Source organism: Nostoc sp. CCY0012 (genome assembly GCF_963920855.1).
In the GTDB taxonomy this organism is placed as follows: Bacteria; Cyanobacteriota; Cyanobacteriia; order Cyanobacteriales; family Nostocaceae; genus Cyanocohniella.
Genome location: NZ_CAWUDM010000041.1, coordinates 18,124 through 33,493, shown reverse-complemented (window position 1 = coordinate 33,493; position 15,370 = coordinate 18,124). Strand labels below are relative to the sequence as shown.

At 41.8% G+C, this 15,370-nt stretch carries 13 protein-coding genes; 6 read left to right on the top strand and 7 right to left on the bottom strand.

Annotated elements, in window-relative coordinates; all coding sequences use genetic code 11:
• Window position 1: 1 nt before the first annotated feature.
• From ACM0OS_RS13795 to ACM0OS_RS13780, 4 genes are all read right to left on the bottom strand, one after another.
• Window positions 2-415: a hypothetical protein gene (locus ACM0OS_RS13795; protein ID WP_414543760.1), complete on the bottom strand. Its 414-nt coding sequence runs from the start codon at window positions 413-415 to the stop codon at window positions 2-4.
• A gap of 69 nt (window positions 416-484) precedes the next feature.
• Entirely contained in the window at window positions 485-1,477 is a 993-nt protein-coding gene (gene secF / locus ACM0OS_RS13790) for a protein translocase subunit SecF (protein WP_414543759.1), read from the bottom strand.
• A complete protein-coding gene (gene secD, locus ACM0OS_RS13785) occupies window positions 1,474-2,886 on the bottom strand; it encodes a protein translocase subunit SecD (protein ID WP_414543758.1) in 1,413 nt (470 codons plus the stop codon). The genes secF and secD overlap by 4 nt, the downstream gene beginning before the upstream one ends.
• A gap of 149 nt (window positions 2,887-3,035) precedes the next feature.
• Window positions 3,036-4,019, bottom strand: a complete 984-nt coding sequence (locus ACM0OS_RS13780) for an alpha-ketoacid dehydrogenase subunit beta (protein WP_414543757.1) — start codon at window positions 4,017-4,019, stop codon at window positions 3,036-3,038.
• A gap of 319 nt (window positions 4,020-4,338) precedes the next feature.
• Here ACM0OS_RS13780 and ACM0OS_RS13775 point away from each other — a divergent pair, with 319 nt between their 5' ends.
• Window positions 4,339-4,986 carry a hypothetical protein gene (locus ACM0OS_RS13775; RefSeq protein WP_414543756.1) on the top strand — a complete coding sequence of 216 codons (648 nt, stop codon included), beginning with the start codon at window positions 4,339-4,341 and terminating at the stop codon, window positions 4,984-4,986.
• 97 nt (window positions 4,987-5,083) lie between these two features.
• Here ACM0OS_RS13775 and ACM0OS_RS13770 read toward each other — a convergent pair whose 3' ends face one another.
• Complete coding sequence (locus ACM0OS_RS13770) at window positions 5,084-5,353, bottom strand: helix-turn-helix domain-containing protein (RefSeq protein ID WP_414543778.1); 270 nt, start codon at window positions 5,351-5,353, stop codon at window positions 5,084-5,086.
• A 299-nt stretch (window positions 5,354-5,652) separates the two neighbouring features.
• Window positions 5,653-6,633 carry a porphobilinogen synthase gene (gene hemB, locus ACM0OS_RS13765; RefSeq protein WP_414543755.1) on the bottom strand — a complete coding sequence of 327 codons (981 nt, stop codon included), beginning with the start codon at window positions 6,631-6,633 and terminating at the stop codon, window positions 5,653-5,655.
• A gap of 607 nt (window positions 6,634-7,240) precedes the next feature.
• On the opposite strand from hemB, the gene prfC reads away from it, so the two are divergent.
• The 5 genes from prfC to ACM0OS_RS13740 all read left to right on the top strand — a co-directional run bounded on the left by prfC (window position 7,241) and on the right by ACM0OS_RS13740 (window position 15,112).
• Window positions 7,241-8,866: a peptide chain release factor 3 gene (gene prfC / locus ACM0OS_RS13760; RefSeq protein WP_414543754.1), complete on the top strand. Its 1,626-nt coding sequence runs from the start codon at window positions 7,241-7,243 to the stop codon at window positions 8,864-8,866.
• Window positions 8,867-8,994: 128 nt separating this feature from the next.
• Window positions 8,995-11,253 carry a M48 family metalloprotease gene (locus ACM0OS_RS13755; RefSeq protein WP_414543753.1) on the top strand — a complete coding sequence of 753 codons (2,259 nt, stop codon included), beginning with the start codon at window positions 8,995-8,997 and terminating at the stop codon, window positions 11,251-11,253.
• Between the two features lie 646 nt (window positions 11,254-11,899).
• Window positions 11,900-12,400 (top strand): RNA recognition motif domain-containing protein, encoded by a 501-nt coding sequence (locus tag ACM0OS_RS13750; RefSeq protein WP_414543752.1) that lies wholly within the window; start codon window positions 11,900-11,902, stop codon window positions 12,398-12,400.
• Window positions 12,401-13,381: 981 nt separating this feature from the next.
• The gene (locus ACM0OS_RS13745; RefSeq protein WP_414543751.1) at window positions 13,382-14,467 is read left to right on the top strand and encodes a glycosyltransferase family 4 protein; all 1,086 of its coding nucleotides are present in this window, start codon (window positions 13,382-13,384) and stop codon (window positions 14,465-14,467) included.
• A gap of 171 nt (window positions 14,468-14,638) precedes the next feature.
• The gene (locus ACM0OS_RS13740; protein ID WP_414543750.1) at window positions 14,639-15,112 is read left to right on the top strand and encodes a hypothetical protein; all 474 of its coding nucleotides are present in this window, start codon (window positions 14,639-14,641) and stop codon (window positions 15,110-15,112) included.
• A 19-nt stretch (window positions 15,113-15,131) separates the two neighbouring features.
• Here ACM0OS_RS13740 and ACM0OS_RS13735 read toward each other — a convergent pair whose 3' ends face one another.
• Window positions 15,132-15,308, bottom strand: a complete 177-nt coding sequence (locus ACM0OS_RS13735) for a hypothetical protein (RefSeq protein ID WP_414543749.1) — start codon at window positions 15,306-15,308, stop codon at window positions 15,132-15,134.
• Window positions 15,309-15,370: the final 62 nt, after the last annotated feature.

Here is a 15,370-nt window from a genome sequence, read left to right as displayed (position 1 = left end):
TTTAATGACAAATCCATTTCCATAGGGGATGAGTGGGCCCTTGCTGCCTAATACGAAAGACTTGTTTTTCTAAACGTTGTTGTTCAGGCTGCGGTAATCCCCACAAAATATTGCGACTTTGCCAAACTAAGGTAGAAACTGTCACACCGATACAAAATGCTAAACCCAGGGTAGGTAAAGGATTATAAAATAACCCATATCTTACTGCTACCCAGGTAAAATATTGTCGCAAAATGGCAATTTCTCCCCGTAAATACCACAAGGCAACAGGTGCAATAGTCAGCCATAAACAACCAACAAATAACCATCTACCATATACAGTCAGCTGGTGCAGCCTTTGTACTTGTTGTCTAAAATTTGCGTCAGGGTCATGGGCATGATTGCCATTGATTGATGGTTTTTCCGATTCATCCATAGGGGAATAAAGTAGCCACTTCTCAGCAATTGAGCAAATGCTTTTACCCAATTATGAATTACAAACAGCTTAACTATCTTGGGAGCTAGTAGATGTATCCATTGCTTCGGTGCTTTCTACTACGGATTTACCTGTAGTTTCTCGCCACCAACTTAGAAGAGTACTGGCGATGAAAATACTAGAATAAGCTCCTGCTGTGAAGCCAATAATTAAAGCTAAGGCAAAGTTTTTCAGGGTTTCGCCGCCAAAGAAGAAGATAGCAAATAATGACAGCATGGTGGTTAAAGTCGTATTGATCGACCGTCCCAACGTTTGGTTTACTGCATCATCTACTATCTCAGCAATCGGACGATGGGGATTGTTTTTGATGGTTTCCCGAATGCGATCATAAATTACTACGGTATCGTTAACCGAGAACCCTGTGATGGTCAATAGGGCCACAATAAAGAGACTATCGACTTCCGTACCCAGGACTAAACCGAAAATCGAAAAAATGCCTACCGTAACTAACACATCATGAAAAATAGCGACGATGGCGAATACGGCATAGTCCAACTGAAAGCGGAAGGTTAAGTAAATAACAATCCCTGCAAAAGAAACAATCAGAGCAATTAAACCTGAGGTAAATAATTCTCTTCCTAAGGTGGGCCCTACAGTATCAATTTGGTTTCTTTGCTCGTCAAACGTACCAATTTTTTCGCTTAAAGCAGCTTGTAAATTTACACGCTGTTCACGCTCTAAATTTTTAGCGCGAATTAAAATTCCTGTTTCTGCACCGGTTTCTCTGTCAGTAACAATTTGAATGCTGCTATCACCCAAACCCTCAGTTCTAGCTACTTCCCGGACGACATTAATATCAATGGGCTGATCACAGTTACCTGGTTGGGTGCAATCTAATTCCAACTGCAATCGTGTACCACCAACAAAATCCAAACTGGGGCGTAAAGGTGCGCGGATATCAGGATTTTGCCAGGAAATCACCATTGAGATGATACCAGGAATGATGAGGGCAGCAGAAATAGCCCACCAAAGCGATCGTGACTTGTTAATACTCAGTTTCATCTAGCCACCTCTGCCTTATTGACGGTTGGCAAGTTGGGACAGAAAAGTTCTGGTTTCCGCAGTGAAGGGATGCTGATTGCCAAAAACATTAAACTGCGACTACAGGTAATAGCCGTAAACATACTTACGACTACGCCTAAACCCAAAGTTAAGGCAAACCCCCTAACTAAACCAGCCCCCAGCCAAAATAGTGCAAAACAGGCAATAACTGTAGTCACATTGCCATCTAAAATGCTGGAAAAAGCTCGGTAAAAGCCAGATTCCACAGAACGATACAAAGATTTACCTGCTTGCAATTCTTCCCGTGTTCGTTCAAAAATTAACACATTCGCATCCACAGCCATACCAATACTGAGAATAAAACCAGCAATTCCTGGCAAGGTTAGGGTCACACCCAACAAAGCAAAGCTAGCCCAAGTAAATAAGGCGTAGATTACTAATGATACATCTGCAATTAGCCCTGGTAATCTATAGTACACCACCATAAATACTAAGACTAAAGCTAGACCGCCAATGCCGGCATAGATACTACTATTAATGCTATCTCTACCCAAGGTTGCCCCAACGGTGCGGATTTCAGCAATTTCTACAGGTAAAGGTAACGCGCCACCACGTAACTGTACGCCTAAGTCATTGGCTTGTTGCGGGGTAAATGTACCTGTAATCACAGCTGCACCACCAGTAATCCCCGTAGCGGCAAATTCTACCCCGACTACAGGAGCGCTAATTAGTTCATCATCTAGAAAAATGCCGATGCTGCGACCTGTCCCCGCCAGGGTTTTCGTCAAATTGGCAAACAACTCACCACCCTTTTGGTCAAAGCGAATGGCAACATTCCAGTTTTGACCTTGAGTAGGTTCACCATAGGCATCTTGTAAATATTTACCATCAAGTGGTGGTTCAGTACTGCCAAATAATTCGGCGATCGCTTGATTATTTTGTTGTAAATCTTCTTGATTCTTAGTAATTAAAGCTTTATCGTCGCTGTTTCTCAGTTCTTCTTGCTTTGCTCTGAGTTCAGCGCGTGAAGCTTGAAAAGCAAACAATTGAGTTTCTGTACCAGGATTTTGTTGACGGAATTCTAACTGTGCTGTACCTCCCAGCACCCGTTCTGCTTGCTCTGGGTCGTTGACCCCTGGCAACTGGACTAAAATTTTGTCTGTACCCACACTTTGAATCACTGGCTCAGAAACGCCAAGACCGTTGACCCGTCCTTCAACAACTCTTTGAACGCCTTCCAAATCTCGTTCAGTGATATTATTCATGCCTGGTGCTGGTTGCACCTGAATAGTAAGCTGTGAGCCTCCCCGTAAGTCCAATCCCAAAGGCACAGGAATTGTCGCAATCACCGCCACAGCGGCAATCACCAGCACAAATATCAAAGCTAATAGCGATTGCTGTCTTTGCATACCATAACTCGCATCTGACAAAGGCTATAATAGCGCTCTTTTGAGGAGTTATGAATGGCAGGGGCAGGTGGAGAGATAAGGGAAATGAGGAAATCTTTCTCTAACCTCTTATCCCTACTCCCCACTCCCTACTCCCCACTCCCTATTAATTAAACTCGCATCGCCACCATTTTTTCCACAGCTTCAACTATTTGTTCTGGTTGGACAATTGTTAGTCGTTCCAGGTTGCCGTTGTAAGGTGTGGGGATATCTTGAGAAGAAAGGCGCAGTACAGGTGCGTCCAATTCATCAAATAAGCGGTCATTAATTGAGGCAATGAGTTCTGCACCAATTCCCCCGGTTCTCATACACTCTTCGACAATAATGACTCGATGGGTTTTGCGTATGGATGCACCGATGGTATCAAAATCTAAAGGCTTGAGGGATATCAGGTCAATAACTTCTGGATCAAAACCTTGTTTTTCTAAAGTTTTCACGGCTTGCAATACATGATGGCGCATCCGTGAGTAAGTGAGGATTGTCACATCTTTGCCTTGACGCACCACTTCTGCTTTATCTAAAGGCAGCAGGTATTCTTCTTGTGGTAATTCTTCTTTTAAGTTGTAAAGCAAAACGTGTTCAAAAAACAACACTGGGTTATCGTCACGAATAGCCGCTTTTAGAAGACCTTTGGCGTTGTAAGGTGTGGAACAAGCGACAATTTTTAATCCCGGTACTGCTTGAAAGTAAGCTTCTAATCGTTGAGAATGTTCAGCCCCTAGCTGTCTACCTACACCGCCTGGGCCGCGAATTACCATAGGAATTTTAAAGTTACCACCGGAAGTGTAGCGAAGCATTCCCGCGTTGTTGGAGATTTGGTTAAAGGCTAGGAGCAAAAAGCCCATGTTCATGCCTTCAATTATCGGTCGCAATCCAGTCATGGCTGCGCCCACTGCTATGCCAGTAAAACTGTTTTCGGCAATGGGGGTGTCGAGAACGCGGAGTTCGCCATATTTTTTGTATAGGTCTTTGGTAACTTTGTAGGAACCACCATAGTGTCCTACGTCTTCACCCAGGACAAATACGCTGGAATCACGCGCCATTTCTTCATCAATGGCTTCCCTCAGAGCGTTAAAAAATAGTGTTTCAGCCATTTAAACCTTTTTGACAACTATTGTTTTAGAATCTTATCGTGCTGTCGAGCGCGAATATCGTGAGCGATCGCACCAGTTAGAGATCAAAGATAATCCGACTTATAATTCTATTCTGTCTCTAAGGTGTAATAGCCGAAAAATAATTTTCTAGTTTCTGCCCCATCTGGAAATAGCAGTACATATGCTGTAGCCAACAGCTATAACCCTGAAATTATTATATGAATCACAACATATATAGTTTCCCGGCATCTTGTGATTATTAAGACTTTAAACAATGAGTAGATCCCGATTGTTCAGTTTGCTTACGTCTGTTAAAGCTATGATTTTCTTGGTTGTTGGACTGACAGCCTTGGCAGTATTAGGCTACACAGCTTATCGGATCTATGAAAATTTATTTCGGGAACGTTCTATTTCTAGCCTTGTCAACCTTGAAACTGATACTCATAAACTGGTAGACATGAGTTTAGATGCCTTTGAATCCTTGAAAGACACACCTTACCTGATGGCAACTATCAGATATCAAAAACACTACCGTCAGTCATATTATGACAAAGAAACATCGATTATTCGGAATTTCTTATTTTTTAATACTAGCGATAAGTCAGCACAAAAGTTGATTCCTAATAATAATTTTTTGTTTCTGCGATATGAAAAACTAGGTCAACAAATGCCGACGGGAGATTTATTCAACAAGGTGCAGGGGATTTGGTATGAAGTCGTGACTACTGATAGTAATAATGATCAGCGCCTCACCAGAGAAGACCAAAAAACCATTGCTGTTTCGGAAGCTTCAGGAGCGAATTTTACAGAAGTTATCCGCCAAGTTGACAAATTAGTAGGAACTCATCAACCAGATGACGAAACTTTACTGGTTTTTTATGCATCCACTGGGAAACATTTCGTGACAGAAATCAATATTCCCACTCGTCGAGCAGTAATGACACAGCAACTACCATCATTGATGTAATTGTTACCATCACTTATTGACATCCACATCAACTCGACATTCCCATTCTCATCTAGATAAAACTAATTCTGGATCAGCATTTTACATTTAATTCAATTTAGATAGTTAATTCTTGATTTTCACGGAAGCGTCTGGGTCTGCCTGGTTTGCGTTTATGTTGCTGATTAATAGATTTTTCGCTGGCTATGGCCAATTCTTCAGGTGTGCATTTAAACAAACGCAAAGCATCTAAATATTTTTTTGGTGTCATGGTGGGTTCAGTCCGCCCAGCTTCCCAGTTACGCACACTGGTTTCACTGATTGCAAGCCTGAAGGCAACTTCTGCACGGGTAAGCCCCGCACGCTCTCTCAAGACTTGCATATCTATATCCCATGCTCCACTTGAAATATCAAAGTTTTTATTAAATCAATTGACAATAAATGTCGATCAGCAAAAATTTATTAACTACTTCTTTTATAAGCGATCGCCTTCCACTCTGGCAAACATGGAAATCGTCTATTTACGTATTATTACATAGCTAGATTCACAAAAATCTCACGTCTAGACACCAAAACCCAAATAAATACTTTGCGTCTTTGCGCGGCAGTCGCTTATGGGGGAAACCCCCAAGACCGCGCTGCCTTGCCTTTGCGTGAGATTTCTTAAATTCTGATTATTCACTTACCTTACCGTAACCACCGCGCCGCTTCTTTAGCATGGTAAGTCAAAATTAAATCAGCGCCCGCACGTTTAAACCCAGTTAAAGTTTCCATCACCACACGCTTTTCATCAATCCAACCATTAAGCGCCGCAGCTTTTACCATTGAATACTCACCAGACACGTTGTAAGCCGCAACGGGTAAGTTACACGCCTCCTTAACACGCCAAATGATATCCATATATGCCAAGGCTGGTTTCACCATCAGCATATCTGCACCTTCGGCTATATCTAGTTCGATTTCTCTAATGGCTTCGCGGGTATTACCTGGGTCCATTTGGTAAGTTCTTCTGTCGCCGAATTGCGGTGTCGAATCTGCTGCATCGCGGAATGGGCCATAGTAAGCCGAAGCATACTTAGCAGCATAAGATAAAATCGGTATATCTTGAAATCCTGCTGCATCCAAACCTTCACGAATTGCGTGGACAAAGCCGTCCATCATTCCCGAAGGAGCAATGATATCTGCACCTGCATTGGCTTGGGAAACCGCAGTTTTTTTCAGTAATTCTAAGGTAGGGTCATTGAGGACTCTGCCTGTTAAATCACCAACTTGCAGATAACCGCAGTGACCGTGACTAGTGTATTCACATAAACAAGTATCAGCAATGACAATCAAGTCTGGTACTGCTGCCTTTACCGCAGTTGCCGCTTTTTGCACAATACCGCAATCATGCCAAGCACCAGTAGCATCGACATCTTTGTCTTCAGGAATGCCAAAAAGAATAATGGCGGGGATTCCTAGGTCATATACTGCTTTTGCTTCTTCGACAATTTTATCTACCGATAATTGGTAGACTCCAGGCATGGATTTGACTTCTTGGGCAATTCCTGAACCGGCTACAGCAAAAAGTGGGTAAATTAAGTCACTGGTTGTTAACACAGTTTCACGTACCATCCGGCGCAGTTGGGGATGGGTACGCAGACGACGGGGACGATGAGTGGGATACATAGAGTTTTGCAAAGAAAAATAACGCAATGGACACAAAACAAAGCGTCACAAAAGCAGGTAAAGTTTTTTCTGCTGTCGGACACACTACAAACAGTGCTTAACTGTCCTTGCCCTACTCTTTATGAAGTTGTGGGGCAATTTTGTATTTTACATCTGGGTCGATATCTATCCAACCCAACAAAAAATTCATCAAATTCATCATGAGAAAATCGGATATTAGGTATTGGGCAATCATCCCATTCTTAATCTCCTATTTTTGATATCCAAATATGAGCATTGGTGTTAAAAATTCGGAAAATTAAACGATAGTAAAAATTTTGTCTGTGCTGCTAAACATTGAGACTATTACTTAAATATTATTAGTCTCTCATGCAGCAGATATCTGAATCATTGGTAACTAATAAAATGGCAGTAGGCCGTCTGACAGATACAAAGGCGTTACCAAAAAAGCAGAATTTTTTGTATCTATCTTATACATTTTTTTCACTAACTAAAATTGTTGGTGATATTAAGAGCCTATCATGATCGTCGTTGTTTTAAGATTAAAACACTCACTATAGTAGAAAAAAATTAAGATAAGTTAAGTAACAAGGAAACCAGTACAGTTATGTCAACTGAAATTCAGACGGAACTGCATGATGCAGTGGAACTTCGTCGTAATTTTGCGATTATTTCTCACCCTGATGCGGGTAAAACTACACTTACAGAAAAACTCCTGTTATACGGGGGTGCTATTCACGAAGCTGGCGCTGTTAAGGCCAGGAGGGCGCAGCGTAAGGCTACTTCGGACTGGATGGCAATGGAACAACAACGGGGTATTTCCATTACCTCGACGGTATTGCAGTTTGCATACCAAAATTGTCAGATCAATTTACTAGACACACCCGGACACCAAGATTTTAGTGAAGATACTTATCGTACCTTAGCTGCCGCTGATAATGCAGTGATGCTGATTGATGTGGCTAAAGGTTTGGAACCCCAGACGCGGAAATTATTTGAAGTGTGTAAGCTGCGGGGTTTACCTATCTTTACATTTGTCAATAAACTCGACCGTCCGGGTAGGGAAGCATTAGAACTGTTGGATGAGATTGAACAAGAATTAGGTTTACAGACTTATGCAGTTAATTGGCCCATTGGTATGGGCGATCGCTTTAAAGGTGTCTTTGACCGACACGAACAAAAAATCCATCTGTTTGAACGTAGCGCCCACGGTAGCCGGGAAGCCCGCGATACGACTGTAGATTTAGGTGATGCCAAAATTGAGGAACTGTTAGAAGAGGAACTTTATCACCAACTGAAAAATGATCTAGAACTTTTAGATGGTGTGGGACCAGAACTAGATTTGGAATTGGTACATCAAGGCAAAATGACCCCTGTGTTTTTTGGTAGCGCCATGACGAACTTTGGGGTAGAGTTATTCCTGAATTATTTCCTGAAGTATGCACTCAAGCCTGGCGCTCATCAAAGTAGTGTGGGTGAAGTTCCCCCTACGTACCCGGATTTTTCGGGGTTTGTCTTCAAACTGCAAGCGAACATGGACCCAAAACACCGCGATCGCGTGGCATTTATCCGGGTTTGCACAGGAAAGTTTGAAAAAGATATGACAGTGAATCATGCACGCACTGGCAAAGTCGTCCGTCTTTCTCGCCCACAAAAACTGTTTGCCCAGGAACGAGAATCCATTGATGTAGCTTATCCTGGCGATGTGATTGGTTTAAACAATCCAGGTGTGTTTGCCATTGGCGATACCATTTACACAGGGACAAAACTGGAATATGAAGGGATTCCCTATTTTTCACCTGAATTGTTTGCTACCCTCAGAAACCCCAACCCCTCAAAATTTAAGCAATTCCAAAAAGGCATCTCGGAGTTGCGCGAAGAAGGTGCAGTCCAAATTATGTATTCAGCTGATGAAGCCAAACGCGATCCCATTATGGCCGCAGTGGGTCAGTTGCAATTTGAAGTGGTGCAGTTTCGCTTACAAAACGAGTATGGTGTAGAAACCATATTAGACTTATTGCCCTACAGCGTCGCTCGTTGGGTTGAAGGTGGTTGGGAAGCTTTGAATAAGGTGGGACGTATTTTTAACACCACTACAGTCAAAGACAGTATGGGACGCCCAGTTTTGCTATTCCGTAATGAATGGAATTGTCAACAGTTACAGGGAGATCATCCAGACTTAAAATTAAGTGCGATCGCCCCGGTATATTCTGGTCAACCTGTGGAAGAATAATTCACTTGCTGGGACTAACCGGGCGCAATTGATGACCACGGCATCAGAGATTCGCGCTGTTGTACAACCGTGGATCAGTTAGCAGCGATTAAAGTGCCAAATTTTCTATGCCTTCTCTACGAGACGCTATGCCAACACATGTCGAATTGTCTTTGGAGGCCGGTTTAGTAGCCCTCAAGCAAGGAAATTATCAAACAGCGATCGCTAAACTCACACCCGTGGCGAGTAGCTCTGAAAATGCTACCGCTAGGTTACAAGCCCGTGTTGGTTTAGTGATGGCTTATGCACGCAGTGGGCAACTCCGCAAGGCGATCGCCCTGTGTCAAACTCTCACTGAAAGCGAAAATCAACAAGTCCAGGAGTGGGCTAAAACTGCTCTGGCTCACTTGACAAAAGCTAAAAAAAGTAGCAAAGAGTCAAAAAAATCTCCAACGGGGTTTGTTGCTTTTGATAATTCTCAAAACACCACGACATCAAAACCGCAACCCAAAGATACAGTAGCAGAAACTACAAACTCTGGCAATTCATCGGTTGTGCCTCCAGGTGGTTGGCGCAATACAGCCATACCCTCGGCTAATTACCGCCCCAAAATCATCGAAGAATCATCCAGCAACACAGGGGGGTTTTTAGGTTCTACTAGCTATACACAAGCGCCACAATCCAGTGTTTATTGGCGACAGGCAAAACGCGCCAAGGTATGGCAGCCGTTGCGGAAGCCTAAGTTAATTCCCTTGCGATTGTTAGCAGCCGGAACATTCATGGCTTTGTTTTGGGTACTGCGAGAAGTCCTCAAATTTGCTATGGGTGTGACTAACTATACTTTAGTCAAATTACCATATTTACAGCCATTACAGTTTCTCTATCGCAACCCTACTTCATTTTTGTTGATAGTTTTGTTCATCATGATCGGACTATCACCTTGGTTGCTGGATTGGCTAATGACAACCTTTTATGGTCAGCGAGAGTTACCCAAAGATGTCTTACATGGCTACAGTCGGGAAACAGCTAGGGTACTACAACGTTACTGCCAACAGCGTCGCTGGCAATCACCTAAACTCCGAATTTTGCCCATAGATGCACCAGTGGCACTGACTTATGGCTATTTATGCCGTAACGCTCGCATTGTAGTTAGTCAAGGGCTATTAGATCAACTGGCAGATGATGAAATTGCCACGATTTATGGCACACAGCTAGGGCATATTTCCCACTGGGATATTGTGGTCATGTCATTGGTGTTGCTGGTGTCATTACCAATTTATGGGTTATATCAGCAAATATCAGCCTGGGGAAACAAAAAAGCCTCAGGAATTTGGTGTAGACCAATCACTATTTTGGCTAGCGTCATTTATGGATTTTGGTGTTTATTAACTAGTTTGGCTTTATGGCTGTCGCGGTTAAGGCTTTATTATAGCGATCGCCTGGCCGCAGAAATCACTGGCAATCCCAATGCCCTGACGCGTGCTTTACTCAAAATTGCTATGGGAATTTCTAGTGATGTCCAAAGAACCGAACATACTAGTGGGTATTTAGAAAGTTTAAATCTCCTGTTACCAGTCAGTTATCAGCAAAGTCTTTCTTTGGGTAGTATTGCAGGTCATTTACCCTTTGAATCGATTTTGATGTGGGATACAGTCAACCCCTATCGCCGCTGGTTTACCTTTAGCAATAGCCATCCCTTAATAGGCGATCGCATTCAACGCCTCAATCAAATCGCCCGTCACTGGCATATAGACACCGAATTACATCTGACTAGTCAACAAACTGCTAAGGTAAAGCGTCACGCCTTCTTATTAAACATTGCTCCTTTTGTGGGTATCCCGCTAGGTGCTGTGTTTGCCGGTTTAATTTGGCTAACCTGGCAGACTGCTTTCGCGCTGAAGATTTTAAATTTAAAGTGGATATACGAAGATTGGTCTTTTGTCACGGGTTGCCTACTGATTGGCTTTAGCATCGGTATGGTGTTCCGAATGAATTCTTTTTTTCCCGATATCAAAACGGCCAGTGTGCAAAATGCTGAACTTCTACCCAGCTTATTAACTAATCCGTCTGGTATTCCTATTGATAGCATCAGCGTGTGTCTGGTCGGCAAACTATTAGGTCGTCCAGGTATTGCCAATTGTTTAGGACAAGATTTAATTTTACAGTGCAGTACAGGGTTAGTAAAATTACACCACACTTACTTAGGACAGTCAGTTAATCCCCAGGATTTAATTGGTCGGCAAGTTATCGTCACAGGCTGGTTCCGCCAGAGTGCAACACCCTGGATTGATATCCACACGGTACAAACTCAAAGCGGTAAAACCATTCACAGCCCTCATCCCATCTGGTCTACTGTTGTGGCGATCGCTGCTCAGGCTTGGGGCGCATACATTTTTCTCACTGGCTAAACCTGATCTACTTGCTCCAATTCTTTATTCCACCTTTCCCACTCCCCAGCTAAATGTGAAGAAAAGTTGCAAAATTAGTAGGCAAATGTTACATTTGTTAACACAATTCCCAGTAGTTAATGTAACTTAACACTAGAAGTTGGTTTTCAAAATCAGCTATTTTACGCCAATATATCCGTTTTATTCTGCCAACACAGCAAAAAATCAACCAGCCGACGGCTGGTTTTTGTTTCTAATATTCACTCTTGAGAAAAAAATGTATGTTGTGCTACGATTCCATCATGATATTATCGAAAATGTGTGCGTTGAACTAGCTACGTAGATAATACCGTGGTAATGTAGAGAATGGTATTTAATTCCGCGGGCAAGGTCATCAAAGAAGATATTCAATTTAGCAGGCAGTGGGCTAATAAATTTACAATTCTTAGAATTAAGCTGGTATTAGCTAAGCGTTGTGTGCGCTTTCATATTAAACAAGCTTGATCCCAACGAAAAACTGTATTGTATAGGTTGACAGTTTGGAGTAAAAAATTTGGTTTATGGCAGTCTTGGTAAATAGCATTTATTTAGCAACCAAAGCTAAAGCCAAAGCCAAGTTATTGTTTTCTTGCCTTGCCATGTTCATTCAACTCTGGAGGTATAGTTCATGTCCGTTCGCCTATATATAGGCAATTTGCCAAAAGAAGAAATAGACCGTCAAGATCTGCAAGCAGTCTTTGCGGAAGAAGGTGATGCTGTCACTACGAAACTGATTAAAGACCGAAAAACAGGCAAATGTCGTGGTTTCGGTTTTCTCACAGTTAACAATGACGAACAAGCTGATCAAATTATTGAAAAATATAATGGTCAATTGTTCAAAGAGACTCCTATCAAGCTAGAAAAAGCATTACCTCGAACCAAAGGTGAAGAGGGTGAGGAGCAACAAGCACCTAAAGTTGCTAGTAGTGCTGCGGGTAGTCATCCCGTTCCTAACACCAACAAAGAAAGCAGTCGTCGTGAGAAAGGTGCTAAGAAGTCTCGACGTGGCGGCGGCGGTGTCCGTGAAACTAGTACAAGTAGTGACTCAGACACCATTCGTCCAGATCCACGCTGGGCTTCTGAATTAGAAAAGCTCAAACAGATGCTAGCTGCACAAACTACAAATTGAGCCATTGGGGATAGGAGTTAAAACATTAAAAATCACAAAATTTTGGGTTTTAATTTTTAATTCCCAAAAATTCCCTAATTCCTCATTTACTCAATCCAATGGTCTTTATAGCCATTATTTTAGGTGCGATTGATTACTTTTTTGGGTAAAACGTGGCTGCTTGCTAACTCTGTCCATAGTGACTGTTTCGCAGTATAACTTTGGATGAATCATAACTAGCAGCCGCGATCGCACTTCTACTCAACTCAGCCTTCCCCAGTCTTCTAGAGTCGAAACAGCCAAGTTAACGACAATAGATAACTCTTGAACTGGATATAAATTTTTATCTTAAAAATACTTACCAAAAAATATCTTTAATTATCTCTTAGGACTTACGCACTCGCTACGAAAACCAAGGTTTTGAGATTGCTTCCTTACGGTCGCAATAACGAAAATACGTTAGGATTACGTTACTCTTGTTTCTATTAAGACATATAAAGTTAAGAAAATAATCAAACCCTCTCAGTACAAAGATTGCACACCATGCTAAGTCTGAGGGGGATTTTGTTTTTGCGTCTCCTTCTCAGTTTTAAAGTACGGAAAGCCGCCCGGAAGGAATATGCACAATTTATTCTTTAAATTATCTTTAGGAGTTAAATAATTAGCAGTTAATAACAGAGAATATTTGCCTGAAGTTCTCTATTTATCTAGAGTTTAGCCATTGTATATAAATAGAATTAAGCAAAAAATTCCTTAAAAAAACTCTTACATAAGCACAGTTTTCTCGTAAATTAGAACTTATTTACCTCTTAAATACAGAGGGATTTCCCTATATAAAACAGAAAATATATATATAAATTTAAGCATAAACTTGGTAAGAGAATGTTTAAGAAGAATTTGTCTTGTTATTGAGTGTTTATTATTAAATGAAATTGATTCTAAACACTATTTAAACACAAAATAACATTTTTTCATAAAGTCTAAATTTTTTAGAGGTTTGTGATGCGAATTGCTCAGATAGCTCCCTTATGGGAGAGAGTACCGCCCCCAGCTTATGGCGGCATTGAGTTAGTAGTAGGGTTGCTAACCGATGAATTAGTCAGACGCGGACACGAAGTAACCTTATTTGCATCGGGAGATTCTATCAGTCTGGCAAAGCTTGTGTCAGTTCATCCCCGTGCGCTCAGACTTGATTCTACTGTCAAAGATTGCAGCATCTACGAGATGCTAAATTTAGCTTCAGCTTATGAACGGGCGGACAAATTTGATATTATTCACGCCCACACGGGGCTTGGGGCGTTATCCTACGCGCATCTAGTCAAAACGCCTACAGTTCACACGTTGCATGGGATCTTCACCCCAGACAACGAAAAAATGTTTAAATTTGCTAAAGATCAACCCTACGTTAGTATTTCCCATACACAAAGGGAACCAAGGTTAGGACTGAACTACATAGCAACTGTATATAACGGGATTGATGTCAGCAGTTATGAGTTTCATGCCCAACCAAAAGATCCTCCATACCTAGCATTTCTGGGTCGGATATCTCCAGAGAAGGGAGCGCACTTAGCAATAGAAATTGCTAAAAAAGCTGGCTGGCGGTTGAAAATGGCAGGGAAGGTGGATGTCGTTGATGTGGAATACTTTGAGAAGGAAATCAAACCACACATTGACTCTCAGCAAATTGAGTATCTAGGTGAAGCTAATCATGCTCAAAAGAATGCTCTGATGGGCGGTGCAGTAGCAACTTTGTTTCCCATTACTTGGCGCGAACCGTTTGGGTTGGTAATGATTGAGTCAATGGCTTCTGGTACGCCAGTAATTGCCATGAAAATGGGAGCTACTGTCGAGGTGATTGAACACGGGAAGACTGGTTACCTCTGCGATAACATTCAAGAGTGCATTAGTGCTATTGATCAGGTAACTCAGTTAGATCGCCATACTTGTCGGCAACATATCGAAGACTATTTCAGCACTCGGCAAATGACTGATGGCTATGAAGCCGTTTATCAACAAATTTTAACAGAGCGATTTGCTCAAAATGGGCATCTTCGCAGTTTGGTCGGTTTAGCTAACAATCTCACATAGTTGTTGTGAACTAAAATGATTAGCGGGCAAGATGCCCGCACTACAGAAGTTTGGGGATATTTTTTATCAAATCCCATCAAAGCATTTTTAAATTTCGTCTCTAGATATCTTTATTTTCAGTAGTTATTTTCGTTACAAGTAACTCTTGAAGGAATAATACAAGTGGTAAAAATGGAACCTGAAAAAAGTCAAAACCAACAGCAGCTAGATACCCAAGTTTTGTTAGCCAATGCAAAACTCGCCTTAAAAGGTGAATACCAAAGATCAGCCGCTTTAATTTCACAACTGCAAGCTCTAAAAATCCAATTGGAGCAAGTTCAGGCGGAAAACAAAATTTTGAGAGAAAATGTTTCTGAAGATGTCCTTAAGCACTTTGAAGAACGCACCCAAGCAGCAGAAGTGCGATCGCTAAAAACCGAAGTACGGCAAAAATTCCTGGAAGCTAATGGTTGCAAGGATGATGAGAGCTTCGATACTCTATGGGACAGCATTAAGAATAAGATGAAGCTCAAAGATGGTGAGGTGATAATTGTTGCTCCCAATGGTACCCCTAAGTTCACCTTAAATGGCAACCTGTTAACTTTGAAGGATTTTATTCAATCCCTGAAGGAAGACCCTATTTCAAGAAAATTTTTCTGTGAATAGCCTGGTACATTAACAAAAGCTACTCGTCTTCGTCTCCTGGTGGTCGTTCACTCCCACTTTGTTGGGCATCCCATTCCAAAATCATCCGCTCTAACATTTCCGACTGTGTACAGTTATTAACCGCAGCGTAGGTTTTAATTAACTTTCTGACTTGAGGACTCATGTGGCGTATCTCTAGTTGGTTACTCTCTGCCATGTCTATTAGTTATTAGTGTCTATTATTTATCTTACATCTTGTACCTTTGTGAATAGCGATCG